Source organism: Coprobacter tertius, assembly GCF_024330105.1.
Lineage (GTDB): Bacteria > Bacteroidota > Bacteroidia > Bacteroidales > Coprobacteraceae > Coprobacter > Coprobacter tertius.
The window spans coordinates 23861-43874 of the sequence record NZ_JANDHW010000013.1; the positions used below are offsets into that span (position 1 = coordinate 23861).

Consider the following 20014-nt stretch of genomic DNA (forward strand, 5'->3'; position numbering starts at 1 on the left):
AGTGATTATTTTTCTTGCAAGTCTTTATTGCGGGAACGATGTACCCATATGATACAAGCAACTGTAATAAGAGCCATAGGAGGTAATATCATGAGTCCGTTATTTTCGTACCCCCAATCATAAAATGCCTTAGGGATCACTTTATATCCGAACAAAGTTCCCGATCCGAGCAGTTCGCGAAAAAAAGCGACGATAATCAGAATAAGACCGTAACCGATACCATTGCCTACACCATCGAGAAACGACTCCCAGGGCTTATTTCCGAGAGCAAAGGCTTCGAGACGTCCCATGAGAATACAGTTTGTAATAATAAGTCCGACAAATACCGACAACTGTTTACTTACATCATAAGCATATGCTTTGAGTACCTGATCGACAATAATCACCAACGCAGCTACCACTACCAGTTGTACTATGATACGTATGCTGTTGGGTATTGTATTGCGCAATAAAGAAATAATCACATTGGCGAATGCCAACACAGCTGTAACCGAAATCGCCATAACAAAAGCAGGTTCCAGTTTTGCCGTAACAGCCAAAGCCGAACAGATTCCCAATATTTGAACAATCACCGGGTTATTCTTAGAAAGCGGCCCCAGTAATATTTGTTTATTTTTCTTCGATAACATATTTTTTTTCTCCGCTTATTTTAATGACTTTAAAAAATTCTGATAGGGAATAATGCAATTTTGCATCATCGTCTGTACACCTTTACTCGTTATAGTACCTCCCGAAATAGCGTCGACATATTCCGCGCCATCTATCGGTTTCTGACCTTTTTTCTCTACAGCCACCGATTTAAAAGTACCGTCTACAAAGAAATGCTTACCTGCGTATTGGTCCGAAAATTCCGGTTTCTCAATCTCAGCCCCCAATCCGGGAGTCTCTCCCTGATGAGCAAAATAGGCTCCATAAATAGTATTACCGTCGGTATCTACCGAAACATATCCCCAAATCGGCCCCCATAAACCAGCTCCGTACATCGGCAGGATATATTTTTCGGAACCATCTTCAAGACGGCAAACAAATACGGGTAATTCCCGCTTGTCGTCAGCGATTTTGCTCTGAACAGCGACATCAACAGTAAAAGCATCTTTCCCTTCGAGTTTATTACCGGCTTCATCGATAACATAACTATCGACAATATATTTTTTATATAACTCCTGAGCATTTTCTGCATTGGCAGAAATTTTTACCGAACTCAGTATCTGAGTCATTTTATCGATCTCTACATTTTTTTGCTGTTTGGGCTTCAGTTGTAAAGCCGTAAAAGCTAATACTGCGGCAACAACAATTACCATTACCGAAGCATAAACGATGGTATATATATTATTCTGTTTGTTCATGATCATCAATGTTTATGCGTTAATCTTAGCTCGTTTCAAACGTTTTTTCATATTAGCTTCCACCACGAAATAATCGATCAGCGGAGCAAATACATTCATCAGCAATACAGCCAGCATAGCGCCTTCGGGATATCCGTTGTTATATATACGTATAATAATCGCTACTACACCGATAAGAAAACCATAAATATATTTCCCTAATGTCGTACGCGCGCCCGTTACCGGATCGGTTGCCATAAACACGGCAGCAAATGCAAACCCACCCAGACATACCTGGTCAAATGGAGTCAATTGCGAAGCCGGATATATAGGTGAACTGAAAACATTAGCTATCCATCCCATAAATAAACCGCCAGCAAAAACCGACAACATGATACGCCAGCTTGCAATACGAGTTACAAGTAGTATAATTGCACCAATAAGAATTGCCAAAGTCGAAGTCTCACCGATAGACCCCGGTATAAATCCTAAAAATGAGTCGAGAGTAGAAATCGGATGACCGAGAATGTCGGTAAGTTGCACAGGCATACCGGCAGGAGTAGTCGCAACTTGTCCCAGCGGCGTTGCTCCCGAGAACCCTTCCACAACCTTGCCGGCACCCAATCCGAATGTATCTGAAACACGTACAAAAACCCCGTCACCCGACATTTTTGAAGGATAAGCAAAAAACAAAAAAGCACGAGTAATCAGTGCGACATTAAATACATTCATACCCGTTCCACCGAATACTTCTTTCGCAAATATTACAGCAAAAGCAGTAGCAACGGCAATCATCCACAAAGGAGTATCTACCGGCACGATCATCGGTATAAGAATTCCCGAAACAAGGAATCCTTCTTGTATCTCATGCCCCCGCATCTGAGCGACAGTAAATTCGATTCCTAAACCGACCGCATATGATACGACAATCTGAGGCAGAACAGCAAGAAAACCGAAAAGAAAGGTCATCCAAAAACCAGCGTCTTGGCCAATCGCCAAATAATGCTGATAACCTACATTATACATCCCGAACAATAAGGCCGGGAGTAATGCGACGATCACGACCGACATCGTACGTTTCGTATCGATGCTATCGTGAATATGTGTACCCGATTTCGAGGTGGTATTAGGCACAAACAAGAATGTTTCGAATCCTTCGAATACCGATTGAAACTTCTCGAATCTGCCGCCCGGTTCGAAATTGGGTTTTATTTTATCGATATAATTTCTTAACGCTTTCAATGTATATAATTTTTTAGGGTTAAAATCTTAATTCATTTCGTTCATCAGTTGATCGAGACCGTTACGAATGATTTTCTGTATTTCAAGTTTAGAAGTATCCACAAATTCACACAGAGCAAAATCTTCAGGTGCGACTTCATATATTCCCAGATTTTCCATTTTTTCAACATCAAATGCCAAAGTCGATTTTATCAGAAACTCAGGTAAAATATCCATCGGGAATACCTTGTCGTACTCACCCGACATAATAATCGCTCTTTCACCGCCATGTAAACGGGCATCTATCGTATATTCCTTTTTACGTCCCAGCAACCAGGTCGGATAACTGTGATTCACACTGTATTTTCCGAGGCCGACCGTTGCCCAGCCTAAAAACTCGTTACAGTCGTCCCCTTCGGGAATAACCGTAATCTGACTATGCGGAGCCCTCAAATAATCATCGGGACTAACTTTTGTACCTGTAAGTACATTACCGCTAATATAGCGCTGATGATAATCGGCCTTTTTTACCCTTCCCTTAGTAATAGAATCGATTCGCGCGCCCAAACAGGTTTCGACGTAACAAGGTTTTGTTATTTCAGAACCGGTCACAGCGATCATACGAGAGAAATCGACTTTTCCGGTATTTATAAGACGACCGATAAAAAGGACATCGAAAGCACTCATAGTCCAAACTACCTCACCTTTGTTCACCGGCGAAATGTGCTGAATTTGTACACCTACATTTCCGGCAGGATGCGGGCCATCGAAAGCGACAATTTCCACCCCCTTTACCGCTACAGGATCCGAAGCTTTTACTCCCAAATATACTTTACCCTCAGTAAGTTTGCTCAAGGCATCGAGACCGCTTTGAAAGTTCTCCAACTCATTTTTCACCACAAAGGCAAAATCGGGAGCTAACGGAGCGGAATCCCAAGCCGTAACAAAAATATCGCGAGGAGTTTTTCCGGGATCGGCAATAACATCATAAGGGCGTTGTTTTATAAACGGAAACAACCCGGCATTCAATAATAGTTCGGAAAGTTGTTCCGGCGTAACTACAGAAAGATCTGTTTTACCGAAATCGACACCCGCCTGTTTTCCATCAGCTTTCACCGTTATGTCAAGAACCTTACGTCTTTCCCCTCTATTTACGGCAATAACCTCGCCACTTACCGGAGAGACAAATTTAATTTCGGGACGATTTTTATCATACATAAGCGGTGTTCCGGCTTCTACATGATCCCCGGGCTTAACGGTCACTTTAGGCACGACACCATGAAAGTCGTCGGGAATGAGAGCGAAATATTCGCTTGCGGGGACTTTCTCCACCACATATTCGGGCTTACCTTTCAGATTTATGTCCAACCCTTTTTTTAATTTCACCACATTTGCCATGTTATTTAATAGATTTTTTAGGATTCGGGTGCAAAGATAGTATTTTTTATCTCTTCTAAATACATCACACAAGGTAAATGAAGAATTTTTTCTTTAATTAGCTTCTTAATAGTCAATTATAAAGAGTCGAAAACTGAAGCAAATTATTACCATTAAACATTTTTAAACAATCAAAACGATCGGGCATCCCAAAACGACCTCCCTTATCTGTTAAGAAAGTCCTATTTCGAACTTATTCGATAAAATTCTTTCCTATACTGTTTAAAAATTACAATTTCGCAGATAAAAACTGCTCGCATAAAGCATAAGTAATACCATCGACAATACCAATTGTAGGTACCCAAATACCTCCTGTTTTCATATGATTCGCAATTTGCAGGAATAATTCGGCTGCCGGAACGATAACATCGGCTCGGTCGGGTTTAAGATCGAACTTCTCCATACGTTCTTTTACCGAAAGAGGCGACAACCTGTCGAGAACTTCTCGTAAAGCTGCGGTAGTAAGTAAATTCCCCTTAGGCGTCCCCGAAAGTTTAAATATCTTATTAATATTTCCTCCCGATCCGATAATCGAAATATCGGGATACATCTGCCCGAGTAATCGAAGGTCATCATAAAGACGCAACAACTCTTCTTTATCAACTTTATTATTAAGAATACGTACCGTACCTATATTATACGAATGGGAATTCCGCAATCTCCTGTCGCTGATCAGGCTTACTTCGGTACTTCCGCCGCCTACATCCACATAAATATAGTTGCCGGGACGATCCAACACATCGACAATATGGCTGTCATACACGATACGAGCTTCTTCAAGGCCAGTAACAATCTCGATTTCCACTCCGGTTTTTTCGGTAATGTATTTCGCTACCTCCGGCCCATTTGCGGCATCACGCATCGCAGATGTAGCACATGCCCTGTATGAAATAACATTATATACTTGCATAAGTTGCCTGAAGGCTTTAACCAGCCTCAACAATTTTCCCGTTTTATCATTCGATATACGTCCGAGAGTAAAAGTATCTTGTCCGAGCCGTAAAGGTACACGTACCAGAAATACTTTGGTGAGAGAATCTATTGTTTCTCCCTCATTTATACCTTTTATCATAAGGCGCACGGCATTGGATCCGATATCGATCGCCGCAAAATTGAATTTACTCATGCATAGCAAAATTTTCAAGTTGCTAAGATAAAGAGAAAACGGTAATTTTTTGTCGCCTTTCTTTCATTTTTAACAACAATGTAATATCCTTTTACCGCATCAGATCGATGCGGATAGAAACTCCGAAACTACTATCCGAAGTGGGATAAGAAGTAGAAGATACCAACGGTGTATTTATCTGTTTATCGTAAAAAGCCCGTAAAGTAATCAACTTACTCAATGCATAATCGGCTGAAAATTTAAGTACTAAACTTTGCGTACCGCTGGTTGCCTGAGTAAAGTTCTGCTCGATACGACGTATCAATGCCTGATTTTTACGGAATGAAAATTCTCCGCGCAACGTAAGGTCGTTGCTGAATGTCTGGTCTTTATCATTTTTCATTTTCAAAAAGGCATTAAAATTCGTGATCTTATATCCGGCTCTTATCGATATATCCCGGGTCATCGATTCTACAATCTGGCCGGCGGCAGAATTTAAGCTCAATGTACGCGAATCTTTGTATTCGGCACCAAGCGTCACATTATTCTTCATGGTTACATCAACGCCCAATAACGGTGCGAAACTTTCTACAATACTCACAGACGAGATATCGAAAGGAGAAGACGGAATGGGATTACCCGAAAGTTCGTCTTTTACAAAACCCATTTCTTCGTTCAGCCCGACCCAATTCAAATATGAGGTATAAGAACCTACCGTATAAGTACAACGATAAGCATGGCTCAATGTAATAGCCTTGAAATATTTACTCATAGATTTCATCTTGCCAAGCCCGTCGTATGTAATACGCCAGTTAGGAAGTAAACTGCGTAAAGAGGGAAATGCCGTAAGACCTACCTTTTTGGCATCACGACCCGAATATGCAGCTATAAACGCAGGAATCATCACGTCGGGAGAATTTTTATTTACTCCGCCGTTCTGATCCGGATTATATACATTGCCTCCCAAATTAGTTTCTCCAGCGATAAATCCGGCTTTCGGATAACGAGACCCGGCATAGCGATTTTCGAGCCGGGCCGCTATAATTTCACGATTACGAAGAAATTGATCGAATGCTTTCGACTGATAACCGTTAGACGCCTTTGCTCCTCTAAGTGATGTACGTATAGCGACATGCGTCATTGTAAAGTTACCACCTCTTATTACCGGCATACCGTCGTACATAAACTGTATCTGGTTATTTTTATTAGAAGTACGGTTGGCATTTAATGTTATTTTCAAGCCTTTAATCGGTTCGAGCGTAGCATCGATTTGCAACTCGTCGGTACGATTTATAATAGCGGGACTTACCAGCGAATCGTTCTGAATGAGCCATCCTTTTTCTGAAATTTTACGAATATAGTTCTCATCGGTTATACCGAATGCGAAATCGAGACCGGGAGCCAATGCGCTATAAGAATTGGATTGCCCGAAAATATCACCCACATTCGGCCTGAAAGAAGGTACATTCATAGCATTGGCCCTACGATAACGCACCGATACGTTACGGGTCATCATCACAAACCGGGATGAATATTCGGCAGCCTTATACCAAAAACTTTCATCGATACGTTTTCCCGGAATGACCGAAACGGTAACCTGAGATCCGGCACTATCCTTATTCAATACCATAATACTATTAGCATCGATCACCTTATAACGTATTGGATACAATTTACCGTCCCGTGTTTTAGCCGAAACTTTCAATCGTTTATTATCGAGGTTATGACGCAGTGTAACCGTCGTATCGGACTTCAGAGTAATTCTCCTGTTAAATGATTTTGGCCGGGGTTTCGCAGGCGATGGCCGTCTGCTCCCACTAAACTTTTTATTTACATTTTTAAGAAATGTAGATTTATTATACAGCGATTCGAGATTCATGCGTCCATCGAAACTCAACTCCCCGCGATTAGCGATATTATTACCGAGTTCGGTCTCGGCATCAACATATACACCCCGGTCCCAAGTATAATTAGAATTGAATTTCGCACCGAGGTTCATCCAATCGAGAACCGGAATTTTATTTAACGGTAAATCAAAAGAAGCGGTAAAATTCTGGTTATAATTCCAGGGACGACCTAAATGCAAAATACTCTGCATAACCGTATCCTTCCAAGCCCGGTATTCATCCGGAAAAAGTTTTTTATTCACCACACCAGCCGGCTCATCGATACGGGCATTCGTCATGGTCGATAAACTTAAATTAAGTGACTTAGTCAGATTCCATTGCAACGAAAATTGCCGATCCCACAAGAAATTTTTATTTACTGATATAGGCATATCCAGGAAACCTTCATCGATACTCCGCAGCTGTTGTTCGTAATAATAACGCGAAATATTAGTCGTAAAAGAAATATTGGTCGGCAAATAATTTAATCCGAAATCTTTAAAAAGCTTTAGATGCTTCGAATTGCTTTTAATAAAAGCAAACGGTGTAAACGGTTTTACATAAGGAGTATAGGTATAACTAAAATTACCTCTGCGATCATACGTATTTTCAAATAATGTCGTCGGATTTTTTTTGCTCTGCTTATTCGAAGAATAGCTAAGCGAAAAATTAGCCGGATCGTAAGGCATAGGATTTTTACTCTGAATATCTACTTTAAATCCCGAAATACTAAAACTTTCTACTTTCGATCGATCTGTCGAGAATTCACTAATAGAATCCTTTTCGCTTTTGGATTGAGCATTATCCAAAGCATCTTTCAGCAAAATATCCTGATCGAGAGGATTATATTTCGGCGTCGTACGCTCCTCGGAAACCGAATAGAATAAGGGAGCCTTTATCTTAGCCTTTTCCGGCAAAAAACGGCCGACATCAACCATTGTCGCTACATTATACTGATAATAATTATCTAACCGACGCTCACTCAAACTTTGGTCGAGACCACCGAAACCCACTGTCTCAACATGACCGCCGACATTTACGGTAGCCAAATCGGAAATACTCAAATTCATATTCGCACGAGCAGCCCAACCTCCATCTTCATTAAAACCCGACATACGCAACTCATTAACCCAAACGACAATATCCTTTTCGGTTGCTGCATTGTTGCGTACTCCTATTAAAATAGTCGATATATCGGATAAACTGGGATTTCCCATAATCGTAACCTTATTTTTAGGTTTATCGGGATCATACTCGGAATATGGTTTCAAATTACTAACCGACGACATGCCTTTCCGTTTAGCCGCATTCCGTTTCAATTTAAGATCGGTCAGCAGTGTCAAAGGGAAGTCGAACATATTTTGTGAAGGCCATACGGTATTCTGATCCTGAGCATTATAAGTATTATAATAACCTTCAGGAGTAAGATCAAGCGGGATTTCATATTCATAATAATTATTACGTTGATCGGATCCGATGCGTAAAAATACCGACATCTCGCCGTTCTTTAAACTCGTTTTATCATCGATGAGTTTTTCGGCATGAGTAAACATCTGCAAACGCTTATAATTACGCATATCAATACCCGTATTTTTATAAACAGCCCGGGCGGCTTTAGAAGGGAGACTGGTAATTTTTAACGACATCGCCTGCTCGTTGAGTTGAGTGATTTGTGACTGTCCCGGATCGATGACACGAGTTATGCCCGGAGGCAAGACATAGTTTACAGGAGTTTGACCGGCATTTTCCTCTATATTTACAACCGATACCTCCAAGTCCCCTTCGGCCGGAAGATTGGTATTTCCACCATTGTCATTTTTTAGACTCAGAGTATAAGAACGCCATTCTCCACGTACTAGCTCCATAGTCGCAAAACGCAAATGTGTAGGTTTTTTGAAACCGGTCATAAACATTCGGGCAAAACGAATCGTACGAAAATCTTGTATAGAACCGAATTTTTCACGGGGCTCGTGTGTTTTGTCATCCGAATCGTCTTTCAAAGGTATTTTAAACTGATACCAGGTAACTTCTTCATTTTTGCCGTTTCTCAAATGTACGGTTGTGGTACGCTTATCGGTAATATAATTATATCCCACCTTTAAGTCTTCGGGGCGTATTCTTACTTTATATTGGTAATATCGTTCATATTCGTTCAATGTATTGTCCTGATTGATATCTTCCACATCAGGTACACTTTTAGACGACTGATAATATTTATCAGCGGCATCATCGGGCGATGTCGAGTTTCCTTCGAGACCGTTATAATGTTTGTAACGTTCGAGAATATTCATTTGCGCATTGTCATAATCCACTCCCCTGAAAAAATGATAGTTATCACCCGCAGGATCGTTAATTGGAGAGAACTGGTCTTGCTCCATTCTTGAGATTGTTTCCTGAGAAAGTTTCGGTCGTAATTGCTTCAAAAAATTAGCATACGAATAATACGAGAATTCTTCATCGTTAGATAAACCATCGAGCCCAACATCCTGCTTTTCCCGGGCTCCCTTGCTATTATCAAAAGCATATACCATCGATTGACGTTTAGAAACACGTCCCCATACTGTCGATGACAACTGCGTCGTATCCCCATCTATCGGCAATCCGTTTTCAAACGACTTCATACCGTCTTTAAGAATATCTTCCGAAATTTCCCCGAAGTTAAAATATAAATATCCTCCCTCATTATAATCCTGATCATTGTACAAAAACGGATCGAGCATCCAAAATTGGAGATACTCGATATTCGCGGCTTCAAAATCGGGCGTATCCATTTTACGCATGATTCCCCCCCATCGGTTTTCCGGATCGAGGAAATTTCCATCGGGTCCCACCTGATTCACATCCATATTGTAGGGTCCTCTCTCTTGCGGATAATACGAAAGATTAAGTACTTGCAACGTATTACTTTCGCCATAACCTAACTCTTTGTTAGGAAAAATTTCACTAACGTCGACTTCTCGGATATAATGATTAGAAAGCTGATCGAGATCATTTTTAATATGCGCCGGTACCAAAGATGAGTTTCTTTGAGTAAACAAACGATCGATATAATACCATGATATAAGAGACCGGTTTTTACCGTATTCGTAATTATTAGACAATTTAGATTCCGGGAACATCGAAGGGGTAGATGCAATCACCCAAGAATAAGGAGTACGTATATCGAGTCCAAGCTGAGAAGCTTCGAAATCATCGATATAAGATTGCGCTTTATTTTTAGCTTTACCGGGAATAAGTTGTGCGAATTCGGCATTTATCGCCAGGCGCGAAGGCGCCGTAGCATTTACCGTGGGTATTTTATTAACCAATGAAGTAAGCCACTGAAATTCGGTTGTATAAGAGGTATTCAGTCCCCACAAAGTATTATTAAGTACTTCGTTCCCCAAATTTACTTTTTCGGTTAACGATTTTTCTCCCAGATGCATTATCGTCCCTCCTAATGTAAAATTCTTCGAGAATTTATAACTAAGGTCGAGTCCTACCATTGTTTTACGCTGCATATTCATAAAAGTCTGGCTTTCGAGAGAAACGCTGATCGGCGTACCGGAATCGATATAACTCTGATTCAGGATAGTGACCACTCCCATCGAATAATCGACCGAATAATCTACATTTTCGGTAAGTGTCATACCGCCGGCCGTTACCCTAACCGATCCACGAGGAACATTCATGGCATTTAAACGTATCTCGGCACCCGACGAAGAACGAAATTCACCTTTCATGACAAATTTGTTCTTATCGGCAAACTGCCGGGCTGCCGTGAGCGTAGAATCATATAATTCCTGATATATATATTTATCGACATCGGGATAATTCCCTATTTTTTTCTTCAGGTGAGAACCGAACGGTTCTACAACCGGGAAAATCACGCGCCCCATAGAAGGAATAATCGTATACCCGTCGACAAAGTCGAAAAAACCGTTAGGATTAACTTCATTATTATTATCGAGGCGGTCGAGATTCATCACTTTCAGCAATGTCTGGTTCTTGATATCTCCCACCGGCAAATAAGTAAGACTCACCCCGGCTGTATCGCTTTTATAATATATGTCGAGACGGAATTTTTCTTTCTGTATCTGCATCGCATTTAACGAATACACATTTTTCATCATCAACTTCCAGATCGGCAAATTAGTCGTTATCGTCGTACCCTTGAGCATCTTCAAGAAAAGACATTCGTCGGTATTGGTGATATTCCCCGAAAACTCTCCCACTTGATAATGCTGGCCGTTTTTCGTGTATTCAAATGCGACGGCCAGTACCTCATCCGAGTTAAGTCTGCTTTTCAACGATATATAACCTAACTGCGAATTCAGCACATATTCCGAACTTTCGAGTTTTCTGGCGTTTTCAATCTTTACATAATCCTGGCCTCCTACTACTTGCGGAGGAAGATTTTCTTCAAGAGCCTGAGTGACGAGATTTATGTTACGCGCCCCCTCGATACTCTTTATGACGGAATATAAACGATTCGAGTTATTAGAAGGGATTTTGGATCCTCCATTACCCCATCCCGGATAAGCCAGTTTGTCAGATTCGGCTAAGTCCATAAAAGCAACGATATTACGTGACTGGTCGAAATTACTTTGCTTATTCGTAACCCATACTTCTATACGGTTAATCGTTATTCCAGAAGAAATGTATGGTAATTTAGAAATAAAATTATCGTAATTATCCCTGAAATACTGGGCCAGAAAAAAATGGCGGTTTTCATCATACTGATCGGCGCTAAACTCAAAATCGGTCATCTGTCCGCCCCCACTCGAATTTACCGTCTTCGATTCCGATTCCTGCTGGGATACCAAAGCCGTTGCCGTAAGTTTACCGAATTGCAAAGTGGCTTTTACTCCGAATAACGCAGCACTTCCCCTGATCAAAGACGACCCGGTAGTCATACTCACGTTACCGGCCTCTATATTCTTAATAATTTCGTCTTCCTTTCCCTCGTATTGTAACTTTAGTTTTTGCTGATCGAAATCGAAAGTAGCATCCGTATTATAATTCATCCCGAAGTTTAACTTATCTCCTACCTTCGCCGTCACATTGGCTTGTATCTTTTCGTCGAAGTCGAAATATGTTTTTTTACGAGCACGTATCGCCAGAGCCGGATTATCGATCTTATTGGTCTTTATGCTCATCGTAATTTCAGCAGATCCCTGAGTTTTTATCTGAACACCTCCCGGGCCGAAAACTTTATCCAAAGGCCCGATATTAAATTTCATATCGAGAAAATTAAATCCCTCTTTTCTCTTCGCGAAACTTTCGGCATTTTTCTGCTGATAATATGCTTGCATCGATTTCTGCAACGAATAATCCTTATACTCATCTGCCGAAAGCATAAAGGGGGTCATAATATCGTAATCACCCACCTTACTATGTATCACATAACTATTCGTTTGTGGATCGTATTCCACCACAGTCTGCACATTCTCAGGAGTTTTAAGATCGGCAGGAGACTTTTTAAGCAAATCATCATACGTTTCGGGAGAAGTTTTCGTCACAGGAAAACGCGACTTGACCGTCTTTACAGAATCGGAATCAGAATCGGCAATTATTTGTCGGGCGACTTGCTCTGCCATATATTCTGAAAAATCAGAGACAGAGAAAGTACGTTCATAAGCAGCAAAAGCGGAGTAAAATCCTACCCCGCCGATAAAGAGAAAAATATATATCAGTACGTTTAACCTCTTACTCATTGTTTTGCATAGCCCCCATTGTCAGGCGGCCTGCATTACATCATTTTCAGAGCCGCCTTAATCACCTCTTCGACTCTCATTCGGGGTGATTCTTTCAATAACTTTTGTACTGCCTTCAACGATTGTGATTGAGCAAAACCCAACATAACCAATGCGGCCACTGCTTCTTCTTGAATCTCGTTAGTTTGGGAAGTACCTATATTTAACGTAGCACTACCGGGTTTTATTTTATCTTTGAGGTCAACAATTATTCTTTGAGCTGTTTTTGCCCCTATTCCTTTCACCCCTTTCAACAGATTCACATTCTCTGACGCGATAACCTGTTCCAATTCTACAGGAGATAATGAAGAGAGAATCATACGAGCCGTATTAGGTCCCACACCGGAAACAGAAATCAGAAGCAAAAATAACTCACGTTCTTTTCGATCGAGAAAACCATAAAGAATCCACGCATCTTCCCGTATCGCCTCATATATATAAAGTCGTACGATTTCTTTAGTCGATAGAGCCGAGTATGTATTCAGTGTAATGTTAGCCAAATAACCGATTCCATTACAATCGATTACGACCGATGCAGGTGTAAGATCGGTTATTTTACCGGTAAGATATTCTATCATTTTATTGTTTTTTCTTATCAAAGATAAGAATTAAAATTGAGACTTAGTGCAGAATGCAGTGATAAGGCCGATGAACAGCTTAATGAAAACAAACATGATCTATTTGATACAAGAACTATTCCATTTTTTTAATATTCGCAAACCCAACGATATATTTTAGTAATTTAATGTATATAGTTTGGTTAATTAACCGCTATCTTTATTCCCCGATAAATGGGCAGACAAAAATAATAATATCATCAAGTATCAATCCCAAACCGTCAGCAAAGACCTTGAAGGAATAACAACGGATGGAGCAAACTCAATCAAGAGGACCTCTATAACAAAATATGATGAAAATGACTTTGAAATAGAAAATACACAAATTGAAAACAAAGATACCACAATATATACCTACACGTATTCCAGATATGACGACCACGGCAACTGGACAGAAAAGAAAATACAAATAAATGGCCACTTCAAATATATAGTCAAAAGGAGTATAAAATATGCGGAATAACAGTACTCTCGGAAAGTAAAATTTACGCTACATTCCCAACTCCAGATGAAACATCGCAGAATTTATTTGTATTCTTTACAGCATTCTATATATTACTCCAAAACTTCTTTACTATAAGATGTTATTTTAAGCCATTTGTAGAAAAGCTAAAAACACAACCCAAAAATAAGTCAATTGTATTAATATCAAAAGCATAGACATTCCTACCGAGTTTAAAGAGATTCTTTTGTACCTGTTGAACCATGTTAATAAGCAAAGGATTCGAAGATACAGTAGCCTCTATTTTGATTAGATTCGGATAAATTGTTTCTGGCTACATTTTTGCCAATACCTAAATGGCTCATTTTTCCTTAACGGGTTCCGAATCTGGCGAGTGATTGCAGAGGTGGTAAATACGCATAAATCTGTTTACTCAACTATGATATTTACTTTTTTTACTTTTCAATTTTCTGATGTACATCAATGAGCAATAAGTTTTCGTATGTACTTGAGTCGCACGGATGCAGTTGTCCATCTTCTTCCAACACTTTGTATGAACGGGGGAGGCCCTCGATATCATATTCCACACTACCCATAAGTCTTCCTTTGCGATATATCTCTACCTTATATATACGATCTGTGCCGGGATAATACATCACCGTTTTCCCATTCGCCTGATTATCCTTATATTGAGCAGTACTTGACAAACGGCCATCCGTGAATAGAGAAATGAATGCCAGAATCCCGTCTTCATATTCCATTCTGTAATGTATGTCATTGGTGTAAGAATCATTAAGTGTTATCTTTCCATCACTGTCATATAGCGTCCTGTTTTGCAGACGTTCTTTTCCATCGAGGTAAACAACAAAGTATAAAGCCGAATCGGACGGTTGATCCGCTTTGTAGACCTCTTCCATTCTGCCTGTCAGTATGCTGTCGGTATATATCCATGTTGTGCACCGTCCGTTTTTCATCCCATACTTATAGTTCCAGATAGAGAGTGTGTCCCCTTTTTGGGTCCATGCAGTGGCGGTTCCTTCTCTTTTACCATAAGCAGCCTCCCCCGAGAAAGATTGTTGTCCGTTCTCGAACCATTCGGAATGCTCACCATGGGCGATTCCTTTACGCCATCCGATTCTGCGGTGTAGATTGCCATTGATGTAATAGTCTGTTTGTATCCCGTCAATATATCCCTTAACGTCATATCCAACAGTGCGCCACAGTGCACCATCGGAATAAAAGTAGCTCACCATTCCTGCTTTGACAATGCCTTTACAGAAATTCCCTAAGGCATAATAATCACCACATTCCACCTTGTAGAATCCATTGATAAGTACGGATTTAGTTTTCTTATTATTGTACCTCCACCATACTTGCCGCCCATTTTCGTCGGTCTCGATGTATGCTTTGTGAGCTATTTTTTGTGCCGGCAGCGCCACAGCGATGCTTCCCAGTATCAATAAAAAAATGATTCTTTTCATCGACAGACTATATTGGTTTGACTATCTTTTTTAATTTCTTTGACGGTTTGCCCTTTTTTCAGGATTATGATTTTTGGAAAGTTACTCCTATAGTCGAGAAAGCTCATTTCGGGGTTATGAGTCAGGTCTATCTCCTTTATCATCGTCTTGTTGCAGAATAGCATGGTGAGTTTCGGATTTTGCGACAGAGAAAGTTTCCGGATCGGATTTTTACTACAACTCAACCGGGTCAGCCGAGGATTATCTTTTACATTGATTTTTTTTATTTTGTTTCCTCCACAATATAAATGGTCGAGCTTCGGATTTCGACGTACGTCCAGCGAGGATAACAGATTGTTTTCACAATATATACATTCCAGCTTAGGATTCTTGCTAACATCCAGTGACTCAATGTAGTTTTCAGAACAAACCATATAATACAACTCGCTGTTCTTTCTGACGTCTAATTCGATTAATTTATTATCGGAACAATCTAAATTTTCCAGTTGGGAATTCTCCTCTACATTCAGTTGAGTGAGGTCATTACCATAACCTTGTATTCTCTTCAGAGCGGGACATTTTGTAATGTCCAGTTCCGTTAACCGATTTTTGCTGAAAAACAGCAGCTCCAGATCAGGGCATGACCCGATAAGTAGCTCCTTCAGTCTATTTTCATGGCACTCCAGAGTCACTAACGACTGATTATTAAGCACATCCAATATCGATAGATAATTATTCTGGCAGTCAAGTGTTTCCAAATCCTTACATCGACTTACATCGAGGTCCGATATCTCATTATTACGAATAATGAGAGTGCGTAAACGAATACAATTTCTCACGTCTATCGAACGTAAACGGCAGTCGGGCACACTCAGTAATTCTATTTCACTGCACCCTTTGACATTTAATTTCATCAGTGGATTGTCAAACGCCACAACAGTCACTATCCGGTTATTTCTGCTCAAGTCGAGACTGCTTAAGTTGTTTTTGGTACAATACAATGTCAATAGATTGGGGAACTGCTCAATCCCACTTAACGAGCTGATACCTTGATTATTACAATTTATACAGGTAATCCTTTCGGCTTCCTGACGATTTATCTCTCCATCCTTGTTCGCATCGAAATATTTAACAAGATATGCTTTGAACAACGTGTCAGGTATCAAAAGAATCTCTTTGTCTTGAGCTGTCAAAGACATAGAAAGTGTAAATAAAGTGAATGCAATGATAAGTGTTCTCAAATTATTTTTATTAAGTAATTGTATTCTTTATTGAGGGGTAAAGATAATTGATTAGACTATGTAAACAAATTTATTTTGAAAAATATTAATTAAATAAAACAGGTATAATTTACTTTTAAGATTCGAATTTTCCCGGTCAGTTCTGTTCAACAAGGGCGGCGGCTTCGGATTTGATAGTGTTAGTGAGTTGCCACAAACTCTATTAACACCATTTTAAGTCCAGGTACACCACTGACATTGAGAATCCCTTGCGTAATAAACCCGGAAACCGTATACCTCGCGGCTTATGTAGCCAAAGAACTGCTTAGCACCGGTGCTAACTCGATTCCCAATATTCTGAGTAAGAAAAACGAGAATAAAAGTACTATTATAGAAACTATTTTATATAAAAATAATATATAATTATAAATAGATAAATAAAAAAACATATCTTTACAGATAATAAAAATACTCTTTACTGAATAATAGCTTTTAAATATGTTCAGAAAATTAATATCTCATATCTACTATATAATATTTATAACAACACTCTTCAGTTGCGAAAATATTAATAGAAATAAAGTCAGTTTTACGGCTGGTTTTTCCAATATAGAAAGCAGTGTAAAAGGTTACCGATTTGACCGCGATTCTCTATTTTCCTCCCTGATAAATAAAATAGATTCGGTAAAAGAATTTATACCTGTTATTCATTTTTATGTGGATAGTATCGTACCACAGTATAGCCAATGGGAATATAATATGTTTTCCGACTATATTTTAACCCATCCGAATAAATATCTGACAAAAATGAAATTAGACAGTTTAACATTGGTTACACTGGCTGAGAGTGACGATGGGTACTTCCACTACTTTTTACTTGACCGTTGCGACTCCATTATTTACCATAAATTTTCAGATACCTACCACACCATTATTTTAAACCGCAGATACAAAGACTGGAACGATGACGGAGAAAATGAAATCGTAGAACACAGGCTGTATATCGGACAAAATTGGACAACTACATCAGAATTTGTATTCTCTCTTAAAAACGACAAATTAAACCTCATATTTTGCATCGAACTCTCCGAAGAAAATTGTGTATCTTCAGACCCTCAGGGATACGGTCGATTAATTACACGCCAATACCGAAAAAAAGGAAACGGTTTATACTACATTACTCAACTCGAAAGAAGATGCAATTGCAGCACACCGGAAACAAAACCCGACAAAGTTTTATCAGTTACACACTACACGATTTCGACAAACGACTTAATAAAACGATACGGAAACAACACAAACTGAAAATATATATCGAATTTACCACTCGAACGATTTTTAACACAGATAAGGTCATCAGAAAAAAAAAAGAAAACCGGTCTTGTTACTTTTTCTTTCAATAATCCACTAACTATTAATAAACCGGGAGAACAATCTCTGATTGCCCTCCCGAATTCATATATTTTTATAATTTATTTATTTCTCGGATCCCACGAAGGATGAGCCGGATCTTCTGCTTTCATCGCTTCATCGAAACAAATTCCAAGAGCTTTTGCGACTCCCCGACCATATGTTTCATCAGCATACGAACAATTACGCACATGACGTTGCTTTACAAATAATTCGGCATCTCCCATCGCACGGGCTGTATTTTCAAACAATACCTGTTGCTGGTCTTTCGTCATTAAACGGAATAACAACCCGGGTTGCGTAAAATAATCATTATCGTATTCTCGTTCGTCATAGTTATATACATCTCCGGTAGATTTCAATGGAGGTTCCTTCTTAGAAGGGTCATCCTGCCATTCTCCGTAACTATTGGGTTCATAACCTTTAGCAGCACCATAATTACCATCGGTCCTCATCATACCGTCCCGATGATAAGCATGGAAAGGACAACGAGGCTTGTTTACCGGAATTTCATTGTGGTTTACACCAAGCCGGTACCGCTGTGCGTCACCATAAGAAAACAAACGTCCCTGTAACATTTTATCCGGAGAAAAACCGATACCTTCTACAATATTCATCGGGTTAAAAGCAGATTGTTCTACTTCGGCATAATAATTTTCAGGGTTTCGATTCAATTCAAGGATACCGACATCATGTAATGGAAAATCTTTATGATACCAAACTTTAGTAAGGTCGAACGGATTAATCGCATAAGATCGAGCCTGTTCTTCTGTCATTAGTTGAATCTGCATTTTCCAACGTGGAAAATCTCCTCGTTCTATCGCTTCGAAAAGATCTCTCTGATTCGATTCTCTATCTTTTGCTATAATTTCCTCTGCCTCAGCATCTGTCAGGTTTTTAATTCCTTGTAAAGATTTCAAATGAAACTTAACCCAAATACGTTCGTTGTCTTTATTGTAAAAACTGTAAGTATGGCTACCGAAACCATGCATATAACGATAAGAAGCCGGAATTCCCCGATCGCTCATCGTAATAGTCACCTGATGTAAAGTTTCAGGAAGCAAAGTCCAGAAATCCCAGTTATTATTAGCGCTTCTCATATTTGTACGCGGATCGCGTTTAACGGCATGGTTCAGATCAGGGAATTTCAAAGGATCACGCAGAAAGAAAACGGGGGTATTATTTCCTACCAAATCCCAATTCCCTTCATCGGTATAAAATTTCATGGCAAAACCTCTTATATCTCGTTCAGCATCGGCAGCACCCCGTTCTCCGGCTACCGTCGAAAAACGAACGAAACAATCGGTCTTTTTACCTATTTCGGAAAAAATCGAAGCTCGGGTATATTGAGTAATATCATTAGTAACCGTGAAGGTACCATATGCACCAGAACCTTTTGCATGCATACGCCTTTCGGGAATCACTTCTCGATCGAAATGCGCCAGCTTTTCGAGGAACCAAGGATCCTGCAATGTTACCGGCCCTCTCAAACCCGCAGTTTGAATATTTTGGTTATCCGCTATCGGACGACCGTTTGTCGATGTCAATTTTTTCTTTTCCATTCTCTTTATTTTTTGTTGATATATATACAGAAATTCTATCAATCGCTTCATTCTCCGGTATTTTCAAGAGGACATGTTCTCTGATTATTTCCGATAACCATTCATCCTCTATATCAATAATTTCTTCACCGGATGTAAAAATATGATGATGTTCTTTAACAGTAATATCATAAATGACTTTACCATTGTTACCCACAAATTTCGACAGTAAACCTGCCTGACAAAACGAATCCATAATCCGATATATCGTCGATATAGTTATATCAGGATTTTGACTCCTTACTATTCCGATTATCTCATCAATAGATCCATGACATATTTTCTGCATCACCTCATAAACGACTCTTCGTTGGGGGGTAACTTTCAACCCTACAGATTTTAATTTGTTACTAATTTTCATCTTGCATCAATCTATACCGCAAATTAAATAATAATTTTTCGCATTTGCAATTTTTTATCAATAAAACTGTATATTAATTATCATAAAGAAGATTATAAAACCTATTCCTTATCAAATAATTTTCATAAATCTATATTAAGATAAAAAGCCGGCCTTTTAAAAAGGCCGGCTTTTTATCTTAAATAGAATATCAC

At 39.5% G+C, this 20014-nt stretch carries 12 protein-coding genes; 1 reads left to right on the plus strand and 11 read right to left on the minus strand.

Annotation, left to right across the window (positions count from 1 at the left end; all coding sequences use genetic code 11):
- Nucleotides 1-5: 5 nt before the first annotated feature.
- The 9 genes from NMU02_RS11505 to NMU02_RS11545 form a co-directional block, all read right to left on the minus strand.
- On the minus strand, nucleotides 6-629 hold the full coding sequence (locus NMU02_RS11505) for an NADH:ubiquinone reductase (Na(+)-transporting) subunit D (protein WP_255028063.1): 624 nt from the start codon (nucleotides 627-629) through the stop codon (nucleotides 6-8).
- A gap of 15 nt (nucleotides 630-644) precedes the next feature.
- Entirely contained in the window at nucleotides 645-1346 is a 702-nt protein-coding gene (gene nqrC, locus NMU02_RS11510; protein ID WP_255028064.1) for an NADH:ubiquinone reductase (Na(+)-transporting) subunit C, read from the minus strand.
- 12 nt (nucleotides 1347-1358) lie between these two features.
- Nucleotides 1359-2567, minus strand: a complete 1209-nt coding sequence (locus NMU02_RS11515) for an NADH:ubiquinone reductase (Na(+)-transporting) subunit B (protein WP_255028065.1) — start codon at nucleotides 2565-2567, stop codon at nucleotides 1359-1361.
- Nucleotides 2568-2594: 27 nt separating this feature from the next.
- Nucleotides 2595-3944 carry a Na(+)-translocating NADH-quinone reductase subunit A gene (locus NMU02_RS11520; protein WP_255028066.1) on the minus strand — a complete coding sequence of 450 codons (1350 nt, stop codon included), beginning with the start codon at nucleotides 3942-3944 and terminating at the stop codon, nucleotides 2595-2597.
- Nucleotides 3945-4212: 268 nt separating this feature from the next.
- On the minus strand, nucleotides 4213-5118 hold the full coding sequence (locus tag NMU02_RS11525; RefSeq protein ID WP_255028116.1) for a Ppx/GppA phosphatase family protein: 906 nt from the start codon (nucleotides 5116-5118) through the stop codon (nucleotides 4213-4215).
- A gap of 82 nt (nucleotides 5119-5200) precedes the next feature.
- The gene (gene sov, locus NMU02_RS11530; RefSeq protein WP_255028067.1) at nucleotides 5201-12670 is read right to left on the minus strand and encodes a T9SS outer membrane translocon Sov/SprA; all 7470 of its coding nucleotides are present in this window, start codon (nucleotides 12668-12670) and stop codon (nucleotides 5201-5203) included.
- 35 nt (nucleotides 12671-12705) lie between these two features.
- On the minus strand, nucleotides 12706-13287 hold the full coding sequence (gene ruvA / locus NMU02_RS11535) for a Holliday junction branch migration protein RuvA (protein ID WP_255028068.1): 582 nt from the start codon (nucleotides 13285-13287) through the stop codon (nucleotides 12706-12708).
- Nucleotides 13288-14223: 936 nt separating this feature from the next.
- Nucleotides 14224-15249 carry a toxin-antitoxin system YwqK family antitoxin gene (locus NMU02_RS11540; RefSeq protein WP_255028069.1) on the minus strand — a complete coding sequence of 342 codons (1026 nt, stop codon included), beginning with the start codon at nucleotides 15247-15249 and terminating at the stop codon, nucleotides 14224-14226.
- Nucleotides 15246-16469 (minus strand): leucine-rich repeat domain-containing protein, encoded by a 1224-nt coding sequence (locus tag NMU02_RS11545; RefSeq protein WP_255028070.1) that lies wholly within the window; start codon nucleotides 16467-16469, stop codon nucleotides 15246-15248. Before NMU02_RS11545 ends, NMU02_RS11540 begins: the two co-directional genes overlap by 4 nt.
- Nucleotides 16470-16946: 477 nt before the next feature.
- Here NMU02_RS11545 and NMU02_RS11550 point away from each other — a divergent pair, with 477 nt between their 5' ends.
- Nucleotides 16947-17753: a hypothetical protein gene (locus tag NMU02_RS11550; protein ID WP_255028071.1), complete on the plus strand. Its 807-nt coding sequence runs from the start codon at nucleotides 16947-16949 to the stop codon at nucleotides 17751-17753.
- 167 nt (nucleotides 17754-17920) lie between these two features.
- On the opposite strand, the gene NMU02_RS11555 is transcribed toward NMU02_RS11550, so the two are convergent.
- Nucleotides 17921-19420 carry a catalase gene (locus NMU02_RS11555; protein ID WP_255028072.1) on the minus strand — a complete coding sequence of 500 codons (1500 nt, stop codon included), beginning with the start codon at nucleotides 19418-19420 and terminating at the stop codon, nucleotides 17921-17923.
- Complete coding sequence (locus NMU02_RS11560) at nucleotides 19371-19820, minus strand: Fur family transcriptional regulator (protein WP_255028074.1); 450 nt, start codon at nucleotides 19818-19820, stop codon at nucleotides 19371-19373. The genes NMU02_RS11555 and NMU02_RS11560 overlap by 50 nt, the downstream gene beginning before the upstream one ends.
- Between the last annotated feature and the right edge of the window lie 194 nt (nucleotides 19821-20014).